The sequence below is a fragment of the Vannielia sp. genome (assembly GCF_029212645.1).
Lineage (GTDB): Bacteria > Pseudomonadota > Alphaproteobacteria > Rhodobacterales > Rhodobacteraceae > Vannielia.
Map to the genome: position 1 here is coordinate 28,609 of NZ_JARGND010000019.1, position 16,830 is coordinate 45,438.

Genomic DNA, 16,830 nt, shown 5'->3' on the forward strand with positions numbered 1-16,830 from the left:
CCGTTTATTCTGCGGCGGCGCTCAACTGTACGCTGCGGGGTAGCCGCACGATGGCAAGGGCGCCCGCATGGCCCCCCGCTTCGAATGGCTCCGCATCGGTCAGCTCAAGGCTGCCGCCGTGTTCCTCGATAATTTTCTTCACGATAGGCAGGCCAAGGCCGGTGCCCTTTTCGCGGGTGGTCACATAGGGTTCAAACAGGCGGCCCCGGTCTTCCGGCAGGCCGATGCCGTTGTCGGCAATGCGCACCACCGCCTCATTGCCCTCTTCCTTCAGCGAAACGCGCACCTCGGGCACATGGCCCTCGGGCGCGCCCTTTTCCTGAAGGCTTTCAATCGCTTCGCCTGCGTTCTTGATGAGGTTGATCAGCGCCTGGCTCACCATGGTTTCATCCAATTCCGCCGAAACCGGCCCGGCACTCGGCTCATATTTCAGCGCATCGCCCATGTTCTGGCGTTGCAGCACCACCGCGTCACTCAGCACTGCGGCCAGATCCACCGGCTTGCGGTCTGGCTCGGGCATGCGGGCGAATTTGGAAAACTCATCAACGATGCGGCGCAAATCCCCGGTCTGGCGCACGATGACGCCGGTGAGTTGCTCAAGGCTCTCGGCCTCCTCCCCAACCATCGGCGTGAACTTGCGCTTGATCCGCTCGGCCGAAAGCTGGATGGGCGTGAGCGGGTTCTTGATTTCATGGGCAATCCGGCGGGCCACGTCACCCCAGGCGGCCATGCGCTGTGCTGTCACAAGCTCGGTCACATCATCAAAGGCCACCACATAGCCCTCGATCTCGCCGTTTTCGCCCCGTCGGCGGGCCATGCGCACCAGCAGGGTTTCCATCTTGCCATTGCGGCTGATGCGGATTTCGTTTTGCGCCACCTCACGCTCGCCGCCGCGCAGCCGGCCAAGCAGCCCGGCAAACTCGGGCACCGCCTGCCCCACCGCCACATGCGGATCGTTCTCCTCGTCGAGGTCTAGCAGGCGATGGGCCGAACGGTTCATGAAGGCGACGCGGCCATCGGATTCAAGCCCGATCACCCCCGCCGTCACCGACGCCAGAACCTGCTCAAACACCCGGCGCTGTTCTTCGGTGCGGTTTGCGTTTTCCACCAGTGTTTCGCGCTGGATCTTCAATTGGCGGGTCATCTGGTTGAAGATACGGCCCAGCATGGCGATTTCGTCATCACCATCTTCTTCGACCACCCGCACATCCATATCGCCCTCACCAACCCGCTGCGCCGCGCTGGTGAGCCGCCCCACAGGGCGCGAGAGCCGCTCGGCAAACCACAGGCCAAGCCAGATCGCCGCAAGGATCAGGATCACCGCAAAGCCCAGGTAGATCACACCAAATTCAAACAACCGCCTGCCACGCTCGGTTTCCAGTTGCTGATACACGGCCACCGTTTCTTCGGTATCGTCCAGCAGCGACAGCAGCTCGCCATCAACCTCGCGCGACACGTAAAGAAAGCGGTCGGGGAAGGCCTGAAGCCGCAGCAAAGCCCGGAATTCGCTGTTTTCCCAGTCTTCGATGATCACCAGATCTCCGGCACGGGCCTGCGCCATTTGCTCGGGAGTCGGTTTTTCAAAGTCGAACAGGTAGGAGTTGGCCCCGCGCAGCCGCAGCGTGCCGGTGCCGTCGATGATATAGGCCTCGCGCAGGCCACGCTGCACCAATTCCTGGCCCTGGCTCAGCACCTGCCGGATTTCCCCCCCGCTGACCGCGCCGCGCGCAGAGCGGCTGACATTGAGGTATCCCGCCAGCACCGCGGCGTCTTCCTTAAGATCATGGCGGTGCTCGGCCTTATAGGCCTGCGCGGCCTCCAGCGAGGCGCCAACCACCTCGCGCACCCGGTCTGAGAACCAGCTTTCCAACCCGAGGTTGATGGTGAGTCCGGCAAAAACCGCCACAAGGATGGTGGGCACGGCGGCGATAATCGCAAACACCCCGGTCAGCCGCAGGTGCAACCGTGAGCCGGCTGATTTGCGCCTGCGGGCGGCTATCAATCGCGCCACCTGCCACAGCACCAGCGCGGCGATAATCATCACATAAACGAAATCCGCGAGGAGAATCGCCCGAAGCGCAGGAGAGGTTGCGCCCTGCCCATAAGGGCCGAGCGTCAGGTACGTGCCAATGGCCAGAACTGGCCCCAGAACAACAAGCGCAAGGGTGCTCACGTTGCGCACAAAGCGCAATCTTCGTAGCTTTATAAGGCGTTCCCACCCAAACGCTCGTGCGGAGGATCCCACCGCATGCCTCACATATCTAGTGCCCCAAAGGAGCTTTACCGCCATATCCCGTGGTCCTGACGGAGGCCTGAGGCCCCTCTGCCACGGGTATGTTGCCCTTTTACATCAATTTGCGGCGGCGTGTCACCTGAATATCGAGGTCATTGATCTTCTTGCGCAGGGTATTGCGGTTGATGCCGAGCAAATCCGCGCATTTCGCCTGGTTTCCGCCTGTCGCATCCAGCGCAATCTCGATCAACGGTGTCTCAACTTCGCGCAGGATGCGGCCATAAAGCCCCGGCGGCGGCAGCGCGCCGCCATGAAGATCAAAATAGCGGCGCAAGTGCTTGGCGACCGAGGCAGAGAGCTTTTCACCGTCGCCTCCCGCCACCAGTGGCTCAATCTCGGGCTGGGATGAGAGCACCAGCTCAACATCGGCGCGTGAAATCTGCTCCTCGGTGGCGGTCACGACAAGGCGGCGCACGGTGTTTTCAAGCTGCCGCACGTTGCCGGGCCAGCTATAGGCACGGATCAGCTCAAGGGCTGGCTCCGAGATGCCCCGCACCCCGATGCCATCACGCTCGGAGCGGGCCAGGAAATGCTCGGTCAGCAGCGGAATGTCATCCACCCGCTCCCGCAACGCAGGCACATTGATCGTGACCCCGCCAAGCCGATAAAAAAGGTCTTGCCGGAAGGCTCCGGCCTCCATCCGTTCCATCAGGTTGCCCTGCGAGGTCGACATGACGCGCGGCGCGGTATCGCCGAAAGCATCCAGCATCCGCACGATCCGCCCCTGCGCCTCATCCCCCAGATCAGCGATTTCATCAAACAAAAGCGAGCCACCGCGCGCCCTTGCAACCACCTGCGCCGGGCCGTCGGCCCCATCCAGATCACTGGGAGACACCACCACAAAAGGCAGCGTGCGCCTGTCAGAAAAATCGTGAATAGCCCGCGCGATCAATGACTTGCCCGACCCGCTTTCGCCGGTGATCAGCACCGGCAGATCGGTGTTCATCACCTTGGCGACCAGCCGGTAAAGGCCCTGCATCTGCGATGTGCGCCCCACCAGCGGCAGGTCACCATCCACCTGCGGCGCATCCGCATCGGGCGCCTTGGTCACCACCCGGCGCTTGCTTTCCAGCGCCCGCGCGGCCCGCTTCATCAGATCCGGCAGATCAAACGGCTTGGGCAAGTAATCATAGGCCTCGGCCTCGGCGGCCTGAATCGCCGTCATGATGGTGTTTTGCGCCGAGATCACGATCACCGGCAGGCCGGGCCGCTCGGCGGAAATCTTGGGCAGCGTCTCAAGCCCGTTGCCATCGGGCATGACCACATCCGAGATCACCAGATCGCCCTTGCCCTCTTCAACCCAGCGCAGCAGCGTCACCAGGGATGAGGTTGCGTGAACCCGGCAGCCAGCGCGGGTAAGGGCCTGCGTGAGCACTGTTCGGATCGTGCGATCGTCGTCGGCAACAAGTACGGTTCCGTCCATCTGTGTTTACTCCTGCTCTGTCTGGGCTTCGGGAACATCGCGGGCCACGCCGAGCGATATCCGGAATACGGTTTTGCCGGGCACGGAATCGACCTGAATCCAGCCCTGATGCTCCGAGATTATTTTTGATACGAGTGCGAGCCCCAGCCCGGTGCCGTTTTCCCGGCCCGATACAAAAGGCTCAAAGGCGTCTTCGGCGATCTCTTCGGGCAGGCCCGGCCCGTTATCGGAAATTTCCACCTGAAGGGGCACGGCGCGCCCCTTCCCGTTTGGGCTGCGCAGCCGCAGGGACAGGTCATAAAAGGTGCGGATCTTGATCTCGGGCTTATGGTCCGGCCCCATCCGTTCAGCCGCTTGGGCGGCGTTTTTCAGCAGGTTGAGGAAGGCCTGCAAAAGCTGGTCCCCATCGCCCGGCGTTGGCGGCAAGGATGGGTCATAATCATCGACGATCTTCACATGTGCCGCAAAGCCCACCTCGGCGGATTTTCGAGCGCGATCAAGTACATCGTGGATATTTACCGGCTTCAAGACCGGCGGGCGGACATTGCCGAACTGCTCTACCTGATCCAGCAGCTTCACCACGCGGCGGGTTTCGGCAACGATCAGATCGGTCAACTCAAGGTCTTCCTTGGGCAGGTTCATCGAGATCAACTGCGCCGCCCCGGCGATCCCGGCGAGCGGGTTCTTGATTTCATGCGCCAGCATCTCGGCCATGCCAATCGCCGAGCGCGCCGTGGCCTGCACCGAATGCGCCCGCCCCAGACGCCCGGCAATTTCGCGCGGTGAAATCAGCATCAAAAGCCGGCCAGAGCGATCATTCAGCGGCGCAACCTGCACATTGCAATGCACCGGCGGGCGCTCTCCGGTGCCCACATCCACATCGTTGATAAACAGCGGTGAGTGGTTCTCGCGGACCCGCTCAAACCCGTTTTCCAAAGGCGCGGCAACCATGATCTTATCCCACACCTGCTCGCCTTTGAGGGTGCGCAGCGAGCTGTTGAGGAAGGTTTCTGCCGCCGGGTTCAGGTCTTCGATCCCGTCGGTGCAGCTTAACAGGATTGCGGGCACGGGCAGCGAGTTCCAGACCATGTCATCCGTGACCGTCATGCCGCCGCCTCGCTTGCCTGCTCGGCATAGATCGCGTCGATCAAGCCGATCACGCGTGCGGGGGTCTTCTCGGTAAGCACTTGTTTTCGCAAGGAAGCGCAGGTGTTGGCTGCGTCCATGTACCAGCCAAGGTGCTTGCGGGCGACCCGGTTGCCCAAGGCCTCGCCATAAAAGTCGATCATCGCTCGGTAATGCTCCTTGACCATGTCAGCCAGCGCTGCGCCTTCGGGGATTTCGGGGGCTGGTGTGCCCCACAGGGCGTGGGCGATTTCCGCCAAACGCCACGGCGCCCCCTGCGCCCCGCGCCCGACCATCACGCCATCTGCCCCCGATGCGGCGAGGGCGCTGCGGGCGGTGGCAGCGTCGGTGATGTCGCCATTGGCGATGACGGGCACGGTAACGGCCTCTTTCACCGCCCGGATCGCGCCCCAATCTGCCGCGCCTTTGTAAAACTGGCAGCGCGTGCGCCCATGCACCGTGACCATGCAAATTCCCGCGTTTTCAGCGCGTTGCGCCAGCTCCGGCGCATTCATCCGGTCGTCATCCCAGCCAAGGCGGCACTTCAACGTGACAGGAATATCGACAGCGTTCACCACCGCCTCGATCAAGCTCAACGCGTGATCAAGGTCTTTCATCAGCGCTGACCCAGAAAGCCCGCCCGTCACCTTTTTGGCCGGGCATCCCATGTTGATATCAATGATCTTGGCGCCGTTCTCCGCCACCATCCGTGCCGCGCGGGCCATCCACTCGGCATCTCGCCCCGCCAGTTGCACCGATGTCGCCTGCTCGCCAAAGCCCAGCTCTGCCCGCTCGCGAACGCCCGGCTTGGCCTGCACCATCTCCTGGCTCGCCACCATCTCAGAAACCACAAGCCCCGCGCCGAACCCTGCCACCAACTGGCGGAACGGCAAGTCGGTGATTCCGGCCAGAGGGGCCAGCAGGACCGGGGGGGTAAGAGAGATATCTGCCACGGAAACGGACAAATGATTAATCCTTGTGCAACGCTCGTCAGATATCGGCGGATTTGGCGGAAATGCAAAGGGTCCGCTGCGGAATTTATGGTGTGAGACCGAAAGTGCACAAGAATTAGGCGGTCAATCTGCGTGACACTTCCCATGTTGCCCCCCCCACTGGCAGCGCGTAGAGCTTGGATATGGTCGAGAACCGCCCGCATATCGCCGCTCTCATTGTTGCCGCCGGGCGAGGAACCCGCGCAGGCGGGGCGATTCCCAAGCAATACCAAGAGCTTGTTAACGTGCCGGTGGTAGCCCGCACGGCGGGTGTTTTCAGAGCGCATGAAAAAGTGGCAAGCGTGACCGTGGTGATACACCCCGATGATGAAGCCTTGGCCCGTGACGCCCTGTCGGACGACATTTTGGTGAAGGGTGGGGCAACGCGGGCAGCTTCGGTGGCGGCGGGATTGGCGGCATTGCCGGAGGGCACAACCCATGTGCTGATCCACGATGGCGCCCGCCCGCTCGTCTCTACCGCGCTGATATCGCGCGTTATTTCGGCCCTCACAAAGGCGGATGCCGCGGCCCCCGCACGGCCGGTGACCGACGCACTTTGGCGATCTGGCGGCGATTGGGTTGAGGCCCCCACCCCGCGCGATGGGCTTTGGCGGGCGCAAACGCCGCAGGGTTTTGCCCTTGAGGCCATCCGTGCAGCGCATGCGGGCTTTCAAGGCGAAGCGGCAGATGATGTTGAGGTCGCGCTGGCGGCGGGCGTGAAGGTGGCACTGGTTGAGGGCGACGAGGACAATCTGAAGATCACGCACCCCGGCGATTTCGCCCGCGCGGAGCGGATTTTGAAGGGAGAACAAATGGATATCCGATTGGGCAATGGCTATGATGTCCACCGTTTTGGCCCCGGCGATCATGTGGTGCTTTGCGGGGTTGAGGTGCCCCATACCCGCGGGTTGCAAGGCCATTCCGATGCCGATGTGGGCATGCACGCGGTGACGGATGCGATTTATGGCGCCCTTGCAGAAGGTGACATTGGCCAGCATTTCCCGCCGTCCGACCCAGAGTGGAAGGGCGCTGCCAGCGAGATTTTCCTCAAGCATTCCGTGAGCTTGGCGGCGGATCGTGGTTTTGCGATCAACAATGTCGATGTCACTCTGGTGTGTGAGCAGCCCAAGATCGGCCCCCATGCCCCTGCGATGCGGGCCGAAATGGCGCGGATCATGGGGCTGGAGGTTGGGCGCGTTTCTGTCAAGGCGACCACCTCGGAGCGGCTGGGTTTTACAGGGCGAGAGGAAGGGATCGCGGCCATCGCCACAGCCCTTTTGGTGCAGAAATGAAGGCTCTAACCCACGGTATCGCCACGTTTTTCTGGGTTGGCCACCTGCGCCCTGCCCCCGGCACCTGGGGCTCTCTTGCGGCCCTTCCGGTGGCTTACGCCATCGCCGTCGTCTCCGGCTTTCCGGGGCTTTTGATCGCCAGTATTGCGGTGTTTTTCATCGGCCTCTGGGCCACGCGGGAGGAGACTCGTGGTGCCGCGGATCATGACCCTTCGGAGATCGTGATCGACGAGGTTGTCGGCCAGTGGATCGCTCTATTTCCCGCCGTTTATGGCGCTTCGATGATGGGGATTGAGCTTTGGAAGCTCTACCCCGGCTGGATCGGAGCCTTTGTTTTCTTTCGGCTTTTTGACATCTGGAAGCCCTGGTTGGTGGGGTGGGCTGATCGCGGTGGGGATGCGATGGGGGTGATGCTGGATGATGTGATTGCCGGGGTTTTTGCCGCAATCGCAACCACGATCCTGGCCGCGATTTTCCATGGGTTGCTGGTATGAACGCCGCAGAGCTTATTGATAAGGCTCGAAAATCCGGCGTTGTGATCGCCACCGCTGAAAGCTGCACAGGCGGGTTGATTGGCGGGGCACTCACCGATGTGCCCGGCTCCTCGGATGTGTTTGACCGTGGGTTCATCACCTATTCCAACGCGGCCAAGCGGGAGATGATTGGCGTTTTAGAACGAACACTTGAAGCCCATGGCGCGGTTTCTGAAGAGGTTGCCGCCGAGATGGCCATTGGGGCCCTTGCGGGCTCAAACGCGAGCCTCGCGGTGTCGGTCACCGGGATCGCGGGACCGGGGGGATCTGAGCATAAACCCGAGGGGCGGGTGTGCTTTGGGTTGGCGCGAGAAGGGTCTGTGATCACAGAGACGGTTGAGTTTGGGGCGCTGGGGCGCGATGCGGTGCGTCAAGCAGCCGTTAACCATGCAATCAAACTTGTAATTAACGCTCTATAACAGCAGCTTACGAGCCGTTCTTCATCCCGTAAAGATCATCCGCGCGCTTCTCGAAGGCGCGGACGATGCGCTGCATAGCTTCGTTGAAGAACATCCCCGCCGCGCCTTGCAGCAAACGGTTCTTGAACTCGAACGACACGTCAAAGTGAACCTCGCAGCCCCCGCTCTCCAGATCGCGGAAAGACCAGATCGAATGCAGGTGCTTGAACGGCCCGTCAATGTAGCGCGTTTCAATCCGCTTGGCCTCGGGGAAGAGCCAGACCCGCGACAGGAATGTCTCACGAAAAACCTTAAAGGAAATCACCAGATCGGCCTCAAGGATCGTGCATGGCCCGAAAGCCTCCTGCCCCGGTTCCAGATCGCCCGACCCGGCTGCGCGCGTCTCCCGCACCCGGGCGGCGGCTGTCCATGGCAGAAACGCAGGGTAGCGCGCGACATCGGCCACAAGATCATACATTTCCTCAGCGGAATAAGGCAGTTGGCGGGTTTCGGAATGTTGGGTCATTGGGCCTGTTCATGGGTCGCGGATTGCGCCATGGTGTCCGCCAAGCGCCGCCGAAATGCAAGGGGAAGGCATGCCGCAGCGACCATATGTGATTGATCAGATGATCTCGGCCAAGGCCATTGCGGCCCGGATCGAGGAATTGGCCCGCGAGATTGAAGCCGAGTTCGAAGGCACCGACAAGCTGGTCGTCATCGGCCTTCTGCGCGGCTCTTTCGTGTTTATCGCGGACCTGGTGCGCGAGATGCAGCTGCCCGTTGAGGTGGATTTCATCGAAGCCTCCAGCTATGGCGATGGCACTGTCAGCTCGAAAGAAGTGCGTATTCTCAAAGACTTGCGCGGAGAAATTCAAGGGCGTGATGTGCTGGTGGTGGAAGACATCGTCGACACTGGGTTCACCCTGCACCACGTCATTCACATGCTTTCAGCGCGCAAACCGGCGCGGCTGAAAACCATCGCTTTGCTCGATAAGCCCTTGAGACGAGAAGTAAATTTCAAGGCGGATTGGATCGGCTTTGAAATCCCGGATGAGTTTGTGGTGGGCTATGGGATCGACTTTGCCCAGCGAAACCGGGATCTGCCCTTTATCGGCAAGGTGCGCTTCACCGATTAAAGCGTCACGCCTTTAACCTGAGACATCAGGTAAAGGCGAGGCGCGCGCAACAGTCCTGCCTCGCACTGCGCTCCGCCAAAGGCTGTGATTCAGGTTTTTGGCGGAACGCTTTAGGTTAATGCCGCGCCGTTAATTGCAAAAAGATCACAGCCACAAGCGATGCACATTCGATGCACAACTCATGCGCCTCAAAATCCAGTGCGGGCGCATTAATCAATCCACCGCGCGCTTGCATTTTCTTGCTGAAAATATCCCCGCCGGAGGCATAAAACCTCTCTCCCGCGATTTGTGATCACGAAATAACGCACCTGTTCAGCACATCCAGAGCCGCACCGCCTCAAAGCCCCTCGGCAAAGCGCTTGGCGGCGTCCTCTTCCTCAACCGAGAGATACTCGACCAGCGCTTCACACTGTTGGATAAACGTCTCGCGGTCGTCCTCGGCGGCGTTGTTGATCCCCCAGAGGCAATAGCCGTAGCCCTCGACCGGGTCTTGCCAGGGCCCCTCCTTCGCGGTCACGAAGAGGCCCGCGTTGATGCCTGCGAGCGCCACATCGGCGTTGATCGCCTCGCGGTAGGCCAGAAAGGCGGCCTCGTTATTGGCCTCGGTGCCCATGCCATATTCAAACATCAGGCCAAGCGCGTTCCAGGCCAGCCCGTTCCCCAGCAGCCCGGCTTCGGTGTAAAGCGCCAGCGCCTTGGCCGGATCTTCCGCAACGCCGGTGCCGGTGCGGTAGGCGTTGGCCAGGTTATAGGCAGCGTTTGGCTCCTGCGCCTCGGCCCCCATGGCATAAAGCTCGGCGGCGCGGGCGGGGTCGGCCTCAACCCCGAGGCCATTGGCATAGAGGCGGCCCAGCCCGGCACCGGCGGCTTTGTAGCCCTTGGCGATCGCCTCCTCGTAGAGCGTGAGGGCCTTTGCCGGGTCGGCGGGCACGCCCTTGGCCCCGTAGTGATAGTGATGGGCGAGGTTGTGCATGGCCTTGAGGTTGCCCTGCGCCATGGATTTTTCAAACATTTCAACGGCGGCGGTGCCATCAACCGGCACGCCAAGCCCATCTCCCAGCGCGATGGCATAGGTGTTTTGCGCCACCGCATCCCCGGCCTCGGCGGCGGGGATCAGCACGGTGAGGGCAAGCGCGTGGTGGCCCTCGTGGAAAGCCTGGCGCGCGGCCTCGATCTCATCAGCAGATTGGGCCGCGAGGGGCGCGGTGGTGAGGGCGAGCGCGAGAGCGGCGTGGCGCATGGGGCATCTCCGGGTTGCGAGGCGGCAAGTTTAGCAGCCCGCGCCGCCTTTCCTAGGGGCCAGGGCCGATCACCTTCGCGCGAGGATTCGCCGCTTGGGTTTTGGGGGCTTGCGTGGTGGCGGGGTTGGCGGGCAATCTGGCGGGCAACGGGCGCCGTGCAGGGGGCCCGAAAAATGACAGTGGAGTGACCCGATGTTGAAGAACGCCAGCCGTGCCAGCCTTTTCGCAATCGCCTTTCTGGGGGCCGGAGCGGCCTTTGCCGCCACCCACGCGGTGGAAGTTCAGGAGAGCCGGGAGGCGATCATGAAGGAGATGGGCAAGAGCCTTGGGGTGCTCGGCAAGATGGCCAAGGGGCAGCTTGATTACGATGCCGCCACCGCCACGGCTGCCGCCACCGCGCTGAAGGACGCCGCCGAAAAGGCGCATGATCCGGCGCTTTGGCCCGAGGGCACCGATACGATGTCGATCGACGAAACCCGCGCGATGCCCGACATCTGGGACAACATGGCCGATTTTGAGGCCAAGGGCGCGGCCCTGATCGAAGCCTCGATCGCGATGGAAGCGGCCGCCGCCGAGGGGCTTCAGCCGATGCAGGCGGCGATGGGGAATTTGGGCGGCTCCTGTGGCGGCTGCCACAAAGTTTACCGCGCGCCGGAGGAGTAATGCCTCCCTTCCTGCGTTGGATAATTGCGCTGGCGCTTCTGGGGGCTGGCGTGTTTTGGGTGGTGACCATTCCGGGCGATGTTTCCGAAAACGAGGTTGCCGGGCTTGAGGGCGACCCCGAGCGCGGCGAGCCGCTGTTCTGGGCCGCAGGCTGTGCCAATTGCCACGCCGCTCCGGGGGCCGAGGGCGAGGCAAGGCTGGTGCTGGCGGGCGGGCAAAAATTCCCGTCGGGTTTTGGCACCTTCCTTGCGCCCAACATCAGCCCCGACCCGGAGCATGGCATTGGCGCGTGGTCGCTGCGCGAGGTGGCGCGGGCGATGACAAAGGGTGTGGGCCGGAATGGCGCGCATCTATACCCCGCCTTCCCCTACAATTCCTACGATATGGCGCAGGTGCAGGATGTGGCCGACATTTATGCCTATGTGATGACCCTGCCCGCCGACGCCACCCCAAGCCAGCCTCACGAGGTGGGCTTTCCGTTCAACATCCGGCGCAGCCTTGGCGGCTGGAAGCTGCTGTTCCAGCGGGAAGGCTGGATGGTGGCGGGTGATCTGAGTGAGCAGCAGCAGCGCGGGCGCTATCTGGTGGAGGCTCTGGGCCATTGCGGCGAGTGCCACACCCCGCGCAACGCCCTGGGCGGCTGGCAAAGCGCCAAGTGGCTGGGCGGCGCGGCCAGCCCCGATGGCAAAGGGCGCATCCCCAATATCACGCCGGGGGCGCTGGACTGGTCTGAAGCGGATATCGCCTATTACCTGGAAACCGGCTTTACCCCGGACTTTGACAGCGCGGGCGGTGAGATGGCGGTGGTGGTGCAGAGCACGGCCAAGCTGCCGCCGGAAGATCGCGCGGCGATTGCGGCCTACCTGAAGGCGGTGCCTGCGGTGAACTAGAGCGTGTCGCGTTCATTCGAATTCACGCGACACGCTCTAACTTATTGATTTCGCATGTTCGAGAAGCTCAAAACCGGTTCCCACTTTTGAGCAACATGCTCTAGGCGCCTGCCCGTCAGGGGAATGTTGGCGCGGGCAGGCCCGAGGGGTCAAACCGTTTGGCGAAGGATGGGGCGAGCGTGATGTAATAGCCTTGGATCAGCGCGGCTTTGGCGGCGATGCGGGGGTGGGCTTTTGCCAGGGTCGCGAGGGTTTCGGGGGCGTCCATCAGCAGTTCGGCGTAGGTGTTGATGTCATTTTCCAGAGAGGATGCGCCGTAGTCGGAAACGAACCCCGCCTCGTAATAGCGCTTTAGCGCCTCGCCCTCGATATAGCGGGTTGTGGCCTCTAGCTGGGCCTCGTTGCTGAGGGGAAAGGCGATATCGGGCGGGATGTGCGCCTGCCATGCTTCCATCGGGAAAGGGTAGCGGGCGATCAGCAGGCTTGAAAACTCGTGGTGGAAGGCGCGGCGGGTATAGGATGGCCCGGCGTCGCGCAGCAGGTAATCGCTGGCCAGCAGCACCATGCCGGGCTGGATGGTGCCGCCCACGCGGTAGCCTGCCAGCCGCAGCTCTCCGGCGATCAGCAGCTTTGGCGCGACCTGTTGCAAAAGCGGGTCGGGATAGGCGGCGAGCGCCGTGCGCAGCGCATTTAGCGCCACCTTGCCCTTGATCGGGCCGGGGGCGGTGCCGGTGATCCGCGGGTCGCTCACATAGGCCATGGGGGCCTCCATGTGGAGCGGCGCGCCGGTGCGGGCGGTGATCTCGGCGATCAGATCATCCGCCCAGAGCTTGCCGCCAAGAAGCAGCGCGCCGCCCAGCCCAAGCAGGCCAACCGCGACCCAGAGGACAAGGCGACGCGCGTTCATTGGCGACTACTGGTTGACCATGATGGCCGTCGTGGTGCCGCCCACCAGGATGACCGACATGGCGCTGGCATAGGCCGGGGCGCCGACGCTGGTGGTGCCGCCCGAGAAGAACAGCGACAACCCGTAGGCCACGGTGACAACCCCGGCGACAACCAATGCGCCCGTGCCAGCATTGCGCGCCACCTCGCCCCAATCGGTGCCGTGATCGGGGATCGGCGCACGCACGGGGCTGGGCAGCACCGGCTGCGGCGCTGGCTGCCATACCGGCTGCCAAACCGGTTGCGGCGCGGCGGGGCCTTTGGGCACACGCGGCTCGATCTCGATGTTGATCTTGTAGTTGCCCGCAACGAAAGTGTCGTTGCCAAGGCGGCCCGAAAGCTCGGGGTAGATGATTTCCCCCTTGAGGACGGGCATCCCTGTCATGGTGGAAAATTCCATGCCGATGGCGGTGCGCGGCGCGCCGGGGAGGTTGGACGACGAGATCAGCTTGTTGCTGAACTTGATCTCCTTGGTGGTCGGGTCAAACCTGACGGTGTTTTGCGAGGTGAGCGTGCCGAAGGCGTGATCGGCGGCGGCCTTGCCGGTAAGCTCAAGGCCCCCGTTCAACACGGCTGTGAGCGGCATCTTCTCGCCGAGGGCGAGGATCACCCGGCCGCTGATCGAGACGCGGGCCACGAAGGTGCCGTAGTCGATCACGATGGGATCGCCCTTGAGATCATAGGCGAAGGTGACGGGCATCCGGATTGACGGGATTTGATCGCGCAGCGGGCCGGGGGCCGGTGGGCGCACGGCGGAGGGCATGGGCGAAACCGGCGGTTGCTGTGGCAGGATCGGCAGGTGCAACCTGGCGCCTGCGTAAATCAGATCCGGGTCAACGATCTTGCGGGCACCGGCGGCGACCACTTTGGGCTGGTTGTTGAACGCAAAGAGACGCGGCCATTGATAGGGATCGCCAAGGTGGGTGGCGGCGAGGTTCCACAGGTTGTCGCCATCCTGGATTGTGTAGGGAACACCAGTATTGCTCATATTAAAACGTCCAAAATTGATTGAAATAACAAAGTTGATCGGGCGCAGATTGCGCCGGGGCGCGGCAAATTTCAAGCCTCGGATCGCGGTGAAGGCGCGGTGTCATGAGGATATTACATTCGGCCCGGATCGGGGTGCAATCAACCGCGCTCACACTGGCCGAAGCGGGGGTTCAGAGCGCGTTGAGCGCGGCGTCCAGCGCCTGCCAAAGCGGGTCGGCGGGTTCGGTGCCCACGGAGAGGCGGATGAAACCGCCGGTGGTGTCATCGCCCCAGCGGGCGCGGCGCTCGGCAGAGCTGTGGATGCCGCCAAAGGAGGTGGCGGGGCGCAGGAAGGGGCATGTGTTGATAAGCTTTTCGGCGGTTTCCTCGTCCTTGAGGGTGAGGCCGATCAAAAAGCCGTTGGTCACCATCTGGGTTTTGGCGAGAGTGTGCGAAGGATCGCCCGGCAGGCCGGGGTAACGCAGGCTTTGCACGGCGGGATGCGCGGCGAGTTTGGGCGCAATCTCTTCGGCGGTGGCGCACATGGCGGCAAAACGCAGGTGCAGGGTTTCCAGCGAGCGGTGGAGCAGCCAGGCCTCCATCGGGCCGGGGATGCCACCGGCCACGGTGCGCCAGCTGTTGACCGATTCCATGAGGGTGGCGTCGCGGCTGGAAACGTGGCCCATCAGGATATCGGAGTGGCCGCCGGGAGCCTTGGTATCGGAGGCGACCACGATATCGGCGCCCAGATCAAGCGGGCGCTGGCCGAGCGGGGTCATCGTGGTGTTATCAACCACCGAGAGGCCGCCAGCGGCGCGAATGGCGGCGCAGGTTTCAGCCAGGTTGATCAGATCGAGGCCGGGGTTGGAGGGGGTTTCGATGAAGACCACCGCGAAGCCCTCAAAGCCCCCTGCCCCAAAGCTGCGCGTGGGCCGCTCAACCACCTCAACCCCGAGACGCGCTAGGAAGCGCTCACCCAGGCGGCGGGTGTTGTAATAGCCATCCGAGGGCACCAGCAGCCGATCGCCCGCCTTCAACGTGGCAAAAAGCGCCGCCGAGATCGCCCCCATGCCGGAGGGAAACAGCAGCGAGGGCGCGTTTTCGAGGTGGGAAAGCAGGTGCTCTGTTGCCTGCCATGTGGGCTGGGTGGCGCGGCCATAGAAGGGCGATCCATCGGGGGTGCCGGGGAGGTGGAACATCGAGGCCATGGTGATGGGCGGCGAGATCGGATCTCCCTTGGCGAGGCTTTGGCCGCGCAGGTGCAAAAGCCGGGCGGCGGCGGTGTCTGGCGTTTCAGTCATTTGGCAGGGCCTCCGGAGCGGGAAATGAGCAGGCGAGGAGGCGATCAAGCGCAAGGCTGGCCTCTTGGGTGGGAAAGCTGGCAAGCACCCCGGCAGAGGGGGAAAACACGGTAACGCGGCCTTGGTCGGCGCGGGTGAGGAAGGCTTTTTGCGCCTCCAGATCGGCGAAGCGGTGGGTGAAGGCGTGATAGGGGCCTTCCGGCGCGATGGTGCCATCAAGCAGGGTGGCAGGCTGGCCAGCGGGGCGGAAGGCCAGCTGCACCGGCCCATCGGGGAGCGGCAGCTTGGCGCGTTGCGGATCGGTGAGAAAGAGGGTGAGGCTGAGATCAGACCTGTGCCCGCCCGCCTCGTGCAGCCAGAGGGTGAGCCGCGCCCCGCCCGCCCCTTCGGCCGAAAGCACGCAGCGGCCCGCGCCCGGCGTTGCGGCGGGGTATTCGCGCAGGCTCCAGCCGCCCTCGCCTGCTTGTTGTGCCGCGGCAGGTGCGCCCACCGCGAGCAGAAACGCCAGCAGCAGTGCCGCTCTCATGCCCCGGCGAGCTTGGCCAGCCGGTTCTCGCGCAAGCGGGCGAAATCATCACCGGCGTGGTAGCTGGAGCGGGTGAGCGGGCTGGCGGAAACCATCAGGAAGCCCTTGCCATAGGCGGCTTTCTCGTAAGCGGCAAACTCCTCGGGGGTGACGAATCGATCCACCGCGTGGTGCTTGGGCGTGGGCTGGAGATATTGGCCGATGGTGAGAAAATCGACATCGGCGGCGCGCATATCGTCCATCACCTGCTGCACGCCCATCTTGTCTTCTCCGAGGCCAACCATGATGCCGGATTTGGTGAACATGCTCGGATCAAGCTCCTTCACCCGCTGCAACAGCCGCAGGGAGTGGAAGTAGCGCGCCCCGGCGCGGACCTCGGGGTAGAGGCCGGGCACGGTTTCGAGGTTGTGGTTGAACACATCGGGGCGGGCCTCGACGACGGTTTCCAGCACCGAAGGATCACAGCGCAAAAAGTCTGGCGTGAGGATCTCGATGGTGGTTTGGGGGGCCTGCTTGCGGATGGCGCGGATGGTCATCGCGAAGTGCTCGGCTCCGCCGTCCTCCACATCGTCCCGGTCCACCGAGGTGATGACAACGTGGTTCAGCCCTAGTTTCTTGACAGCATCGGCCACGCGGCCCGGCTCGAACACATCCAGCGCCTCGGGCGGCTTGCCGGTGGCAATATTGCAAAACGAGCAGGCGCGCGTGCAGGTATCGCCCATGATCATCATGGTGGCGTGGCCCTGGCTCCAGCATTCGCCCGCGTTGGGGCAAGCGGCCTCTTCACAGACCGTTTTGAGGTTATGCTCGCGCATGATCTTGTGGGTCGCGTGGTAGCCCTTGGAGGTGGGCGCCTTCACGCGAATCCAGTCGGGCTTTTTGGGCTGCGCGTTATCGGGCCGGTGGGCCTTTTCGGGGTGGCGCAGGCGCGGCGGGCTTTGCTCGGTCATGGGGTCTCTCCCTTGTCTGCCCAGAGATAGCGCGGTGGCATGCGTTTGGAAAGGGTGTGGAGGGGGTCAGCCATGCGTGGGGTGCATGGCAGCTTTAGCGTGGGTTGAGGCGCGACCTGGAATCGTTCTAAGACGGGGGCAGCGGGGGTGCTG

17 protein-coding genes are annotated in these 16,830 nt (G+C 63.1%); 6 read left to right on the forward strand and 11 right to left on the reverse strand.

Annotated features, from left to right (window positions below; translation table 11 throughout):
- Nucleotides 1-4: 4 nt before the first annotated feature.
- The 4 genes from P1U55_RS08115 to dusB form a co-directional block, all read right to left on the reverse strand.
- Complete coding sequence (locus P1U55_RS08115; protein ID WP_301047038.1) at nucleotides 5-2,245, reverse strand: PAS domain-containing sensor histidine kinase; 2,241 nt, start codon at nucleotides 2,243-2,245, stop codon at nucleotides 5-7.
- Between the two features lie 100 nt (nucleotides 2,246-2,345).
- Entirely contained in the window at nucleotides 2,346-3,716 is a 1,371-nt protein-coding gene (locus tag P1U55_RS08120; RefSeq protein WP_301047039.1) for a response regulator, read from the reverse strand.
- Nucleotides 3,717-3,722: 6 nt separating this feature from the next.
- Nucleotides 3,723-4,823 carry an ATP-binding protein gene (locus P1U55_RS08125; protein ID WP_301047040.1) on the reverse strand — a complete coding sequence of 367 codons (1,101 nt, stop codon included), beginning with the start codon at nucleotides 4,821-4,823 and terminating at the stop codon, nucleotides 3,723-3,725.
- Nucleotides 4,820-5,806, reverse strand: a complete 987-nt coding sequence (gene dusB, locus P1U55_RS08130; protein ID WP_301047041.1) for a tRNA dihydrouridine synthase DusB — start codon at nucleotides 5,804-5,806, stop codon at nucleotides 4,820-4,822. The genes P1U55_RS08125 and dusB overlap by 4 nt, the downstream gene beginning before the upstream one ends.
- A gap of 170 nt (nucleotides 5,807-5,976) precedes the next feature.
- Between dusB and P1U55_RS08135 the strand changes: the two genes are divergently transcribed.
- From P1U55_RS08135 to P1U55_RS08145, 3 genes are read left to right on the forward strand one after another with little or no spacing between them, the layout of a single operon-like run.
- On the forward strand, nucleotides 5,977-7,125 hold the full coding sequence (locus tag P1U55_RS08135; RefSeq protein WP_301047042.1) for a bifunctional 2-C-methyl-D-erythritol 4-phosphate cytidylyltransferase/2-C-methyl-D-erythritol 2,4-cyclodiphosphate synthase: 1,149 nt from the start codon (nucleotides 5,977-5,979) through the stop codon (nucleotides 7,123-7,125).
- On the forward strand, nucleotides 7,122-7,619 hold the full coding sequence (locus tag P1U55_RS08140; RefSeq protein ID WP_301047043.1) for a phosphatidylglycerophosphatase A: 498 nt from the start codon (nucleotides 7,122-7,124) through the stop codon (nucleotides 7,617-7,619). Before P1U55_RS08135 ends, P1U55_RS08140 begins: the two co-directional genes overlap by 4 nt.
- Entirely contained in the window at nucleotides 7,616-8,077 is a 462-nt protein-coding gene (locus P1U55_RS08145; RefSeq protein ID WP_301047044.1) for a CinA family protein, read from the forward strand. Before P1U55_RS08140 ends, P1U55_RS08145 begins: the two co-directional genes overlap by 4 nt.
- A gap of 7 nt (nucleotides 8,078-8,084) precedes the next feature.
- Here the strand turns inward: P1U55_RS08145 and P1U55_RS08150 are convergent, their stop codons facing one another.
- Nucleotides 8,085-8,582 (reverse strand): type II toxin-antitoxin system RatA family toxin, encoded by a 498-nt coding sequence (locus tag P1U55_RS08150; protein ID WP_301047045.1) that lies wholly within the window; start codon nucleotides 8,580-8,582, stop codon nucleotides 8,085-8,087.
- A 70-nt stretch (nucleotides 8,583-8,652) separates the two neighbouring features.
- Between P1U55_RS08150 and hpt the strand changes: the two genes are divergently transcribed.
- The gene (hpt, locus tag P1U55_RS08155) at nucleotides 8,653-9,192 is read left to right on the forward strand and encodes a hypoxanthine phosphoribosyltransferase (RefSeq protein WP_301047046.1); all 540 of its coding nucleotides are present in this window, start codon (nucleotides 8,653-8,655) and stop codon (nucleotides 9,190-9,192) included.
- A gap of 337 nt (nucleotides 9,193-9,529) precedes the next feature.
- Here the strand turns inward: hpt and P1U55_RS08160 are convergent, their stop codons facing one another.
- Nucleotides 9,530-10,432, reverse strand: coding sequence for a tetratricopeptide repeat protein (locus tag P1U55_RS08160; RefSeq protein WP_301047047.1), 903 nt, complete (start codon nucleotides 10,430-10,432; stop codon nucleotides 9,530-9,532).
- 193 nt (nucleotides 10,433-10,625) lie between these two features.
- On the opposite strand from P1U55_RS08160, the gene P1U55_RS08165 reads away from it, so the two are divergent.
- Entirely contained in the window at nucleotides 10,626-11,096 is a 471-nt protein-coding gene (locus P1U55_RS08165) for a cytochrome c (RefSeq protein WP_301047048.1), read from the forward strand.
- Nucleotides 11,096-11,986, forward strand: a complete 891-nt coding sequence (locus P1U55_RS08170) for a cytochrome c (protein WP_301047049.1) — start codon at nucleotides 11,096-11,098, stop codon at nucleotides 11,984-11,986. Before P1U55_RS08165 ends, P1U55_RS08170 begins: the two co-directional genes overlap by 1 nt.
- A gap of 115 nt (nucleotides 11,987-12,101) precedes the next feature.
- On the opposite strand, the gene P1U55_RS08175 is transcribed toward P1U55_RS08170, so the two are convergent.
- The 5 genes from P1U55_RS08175 to lipA all read right to left on the reverse strand — a co-directional run bounded on the left by P1U55_RS08175 (nucleotide 12,102) and on the right by lipA (nucleotide 16,677).
- Complete coding sequence (locus tag P1U55_RS08175; protein WP_301047050.1) at nucleotides 12,102-12,893, reverse strand: hypothetical protein; 792 nt, start codon at nucleotides 12,891-12,893, stop codon at nucleotides 12,102-12,104.
- Nucleotides 12,894-12,899: 6 nt separating this feature from the next.
- Nucleotides 12,900-13,919: a LysM peptidoglycan-binding domain-containing protein gene (locus tag P1U55_RS08180; protein ID WP_301047051.1), complete on the reverse strand. Its 1,020-nt coding sequence runs from the start codon at nucleotides 13,917-13,919 to the stop codon at nucleotides 12,900-12,902.
- Nucleotides 13,920-14,091: 172 nt separating this feature from the next.
- Nucleotides 14,092-15,201 carry a cystathionine gamma-lyase gene (locus tag P1U55_RS08185; RefSeq protein WP_301047052.1) on the reverse strand — a complete coding sequence of 370 codons (1,110 nt, stop codon included), beginning with the start codon at nucleotides 15,199-15,201 and terminating at the stop codon, nucleotides 14,092-14,094.
- The gene (locus P1U55_RS08190; RefSeq protein WP_301047053.1) at nucleotides 15,194-15,727 is read right to left on the reverse strand and encodes a hypothetical protein; all 534 of its coding nucleotides are present in this window, start codon (nucleotides 15,725-15,727) and stop codon (nucleotides 15,194-15,196) included. Before P1U55_RS08190 ends, P1U55_RS08185 begins: the two co-directional genes overlap by 8 nt.
- Nucleotides 15,724-16,677 (reverse strand): lipoyl synthase, encoded by a 954-nt coding sequence (gene lipA, locus P1U55_RS08195; RefSeq protein ID WP_301047054.1) that lies wholly within the window; start codon nucleotides 16,675-16,677, stop codon nucleotides 15,724-15,726. Before lipA ends, P1U55_RS08190 begins: the two co-directional genes overlap by 4 nt.
- Nucleotides 16,678-16,830 lie beyond the last annotated feature (153 nt).

Coding starts and splice junctions, on each gene's coding strand:
- P1U55_RS08120 (WP_301047039.1), bottom strand. CDS start 3,716: ATGGACGGAACCGTACTTGTTGCCGACGACGATCGCACGATCCGAACA.
- P1U55_RS08125 (WP_301047040.1), bottom strand. CDS start 4,823: ATGACGGTCACGGATGACATGGTCTGGAACTCGCTGCCCGTGCCCGCA.
- P1U55_RS08135 (WP_301047042.1), top strand. CDS start 5,977: ATGGTCGAGAACCGCCCGCATATCGCCGCTCTCATTGTTGCCGCCGGG.
- P1U55_RS08140 (WP_301047043.1), top strand. CDS start 7,122: ATGAAGGCTCTAACCCACGGTATCGCCACGTTTTTCTGGGTTGGCCAC.
- P1U55_RS08145 (WP_301047044.1), top strand. CDS start 7,616: ATGAACGCCGCAGAGCTTATTGATAAGGCTCGAAAATCCGGCGTTGTG.
- P1U55_RS08150 (WP_301047045.1), bottom strand. CDS start 8,582: ATGACCCAACATTCCGAAACCCGCCAACTGCCTTATTCCGCTGAGGAA.
- hpt (WP_301047046.1), top strand. CDS start 8,653: ATGCCGCAGCGACCATATGTGATTGATCAGATGATCTCGGCCAAGGCC.
- P1U55_RS08160 (WP_301047047.1), bottom strand. CDS start 10,432: ATGCGCCACGCCGCTCTCGCGCTCGCCCTCACCACCGCGCCCCTCGCG.
- P1U55_RS08165 (WP_301047048.1), top strand. CDS start 10,626: ATGTTGAAGAACGCCAGCCGTGCCAGCCTTTTCGCAATCGCCTTTCTG.
- P1U55_RS08170 (WP_301047049.1), top strand. CDS start 11,096: ATGCCTCCCTTCCTGCGTTGGATAATTGCGCTGGCGCTTCTGGGGGCT.
- P1U55_RS08175 (WP_301047050.1), bottom strand. CDS start 12,893: ATGAACGCGCGTCGCCTTGTCCTCTGGGTCGCGGTTGGCCTGCTTGGG.
- P1U55_RS08180 (WP_301047051.1), bottom strand. CDS start 13,919: ATGAGCAATACTGGTGTTCCCTACACAATCCAGGATGGCGACAACCTG.
- P1U55_RS08185 (WP_301047052.1), bottom strand. CDS start 15,201: ATGACTGAAACGCCAGACACCGCCGCCGCCCGGCTTTTGCACCTGCGC.
- P1U55_RS08190 (WP_301047053.1), bottom strand. CDS start 15,727: ATGAGAGCGGCACTGCTGCTGGCGTTTCTGCTCGCGGTGGGCGCACCT.
- lipA (WP_301047054.1), bottom strand. CDS start 16,677: ATGACCGAGCAAAGCCCGCCGCGCCTGCGCCACCCCGAAAAGGCCCAC.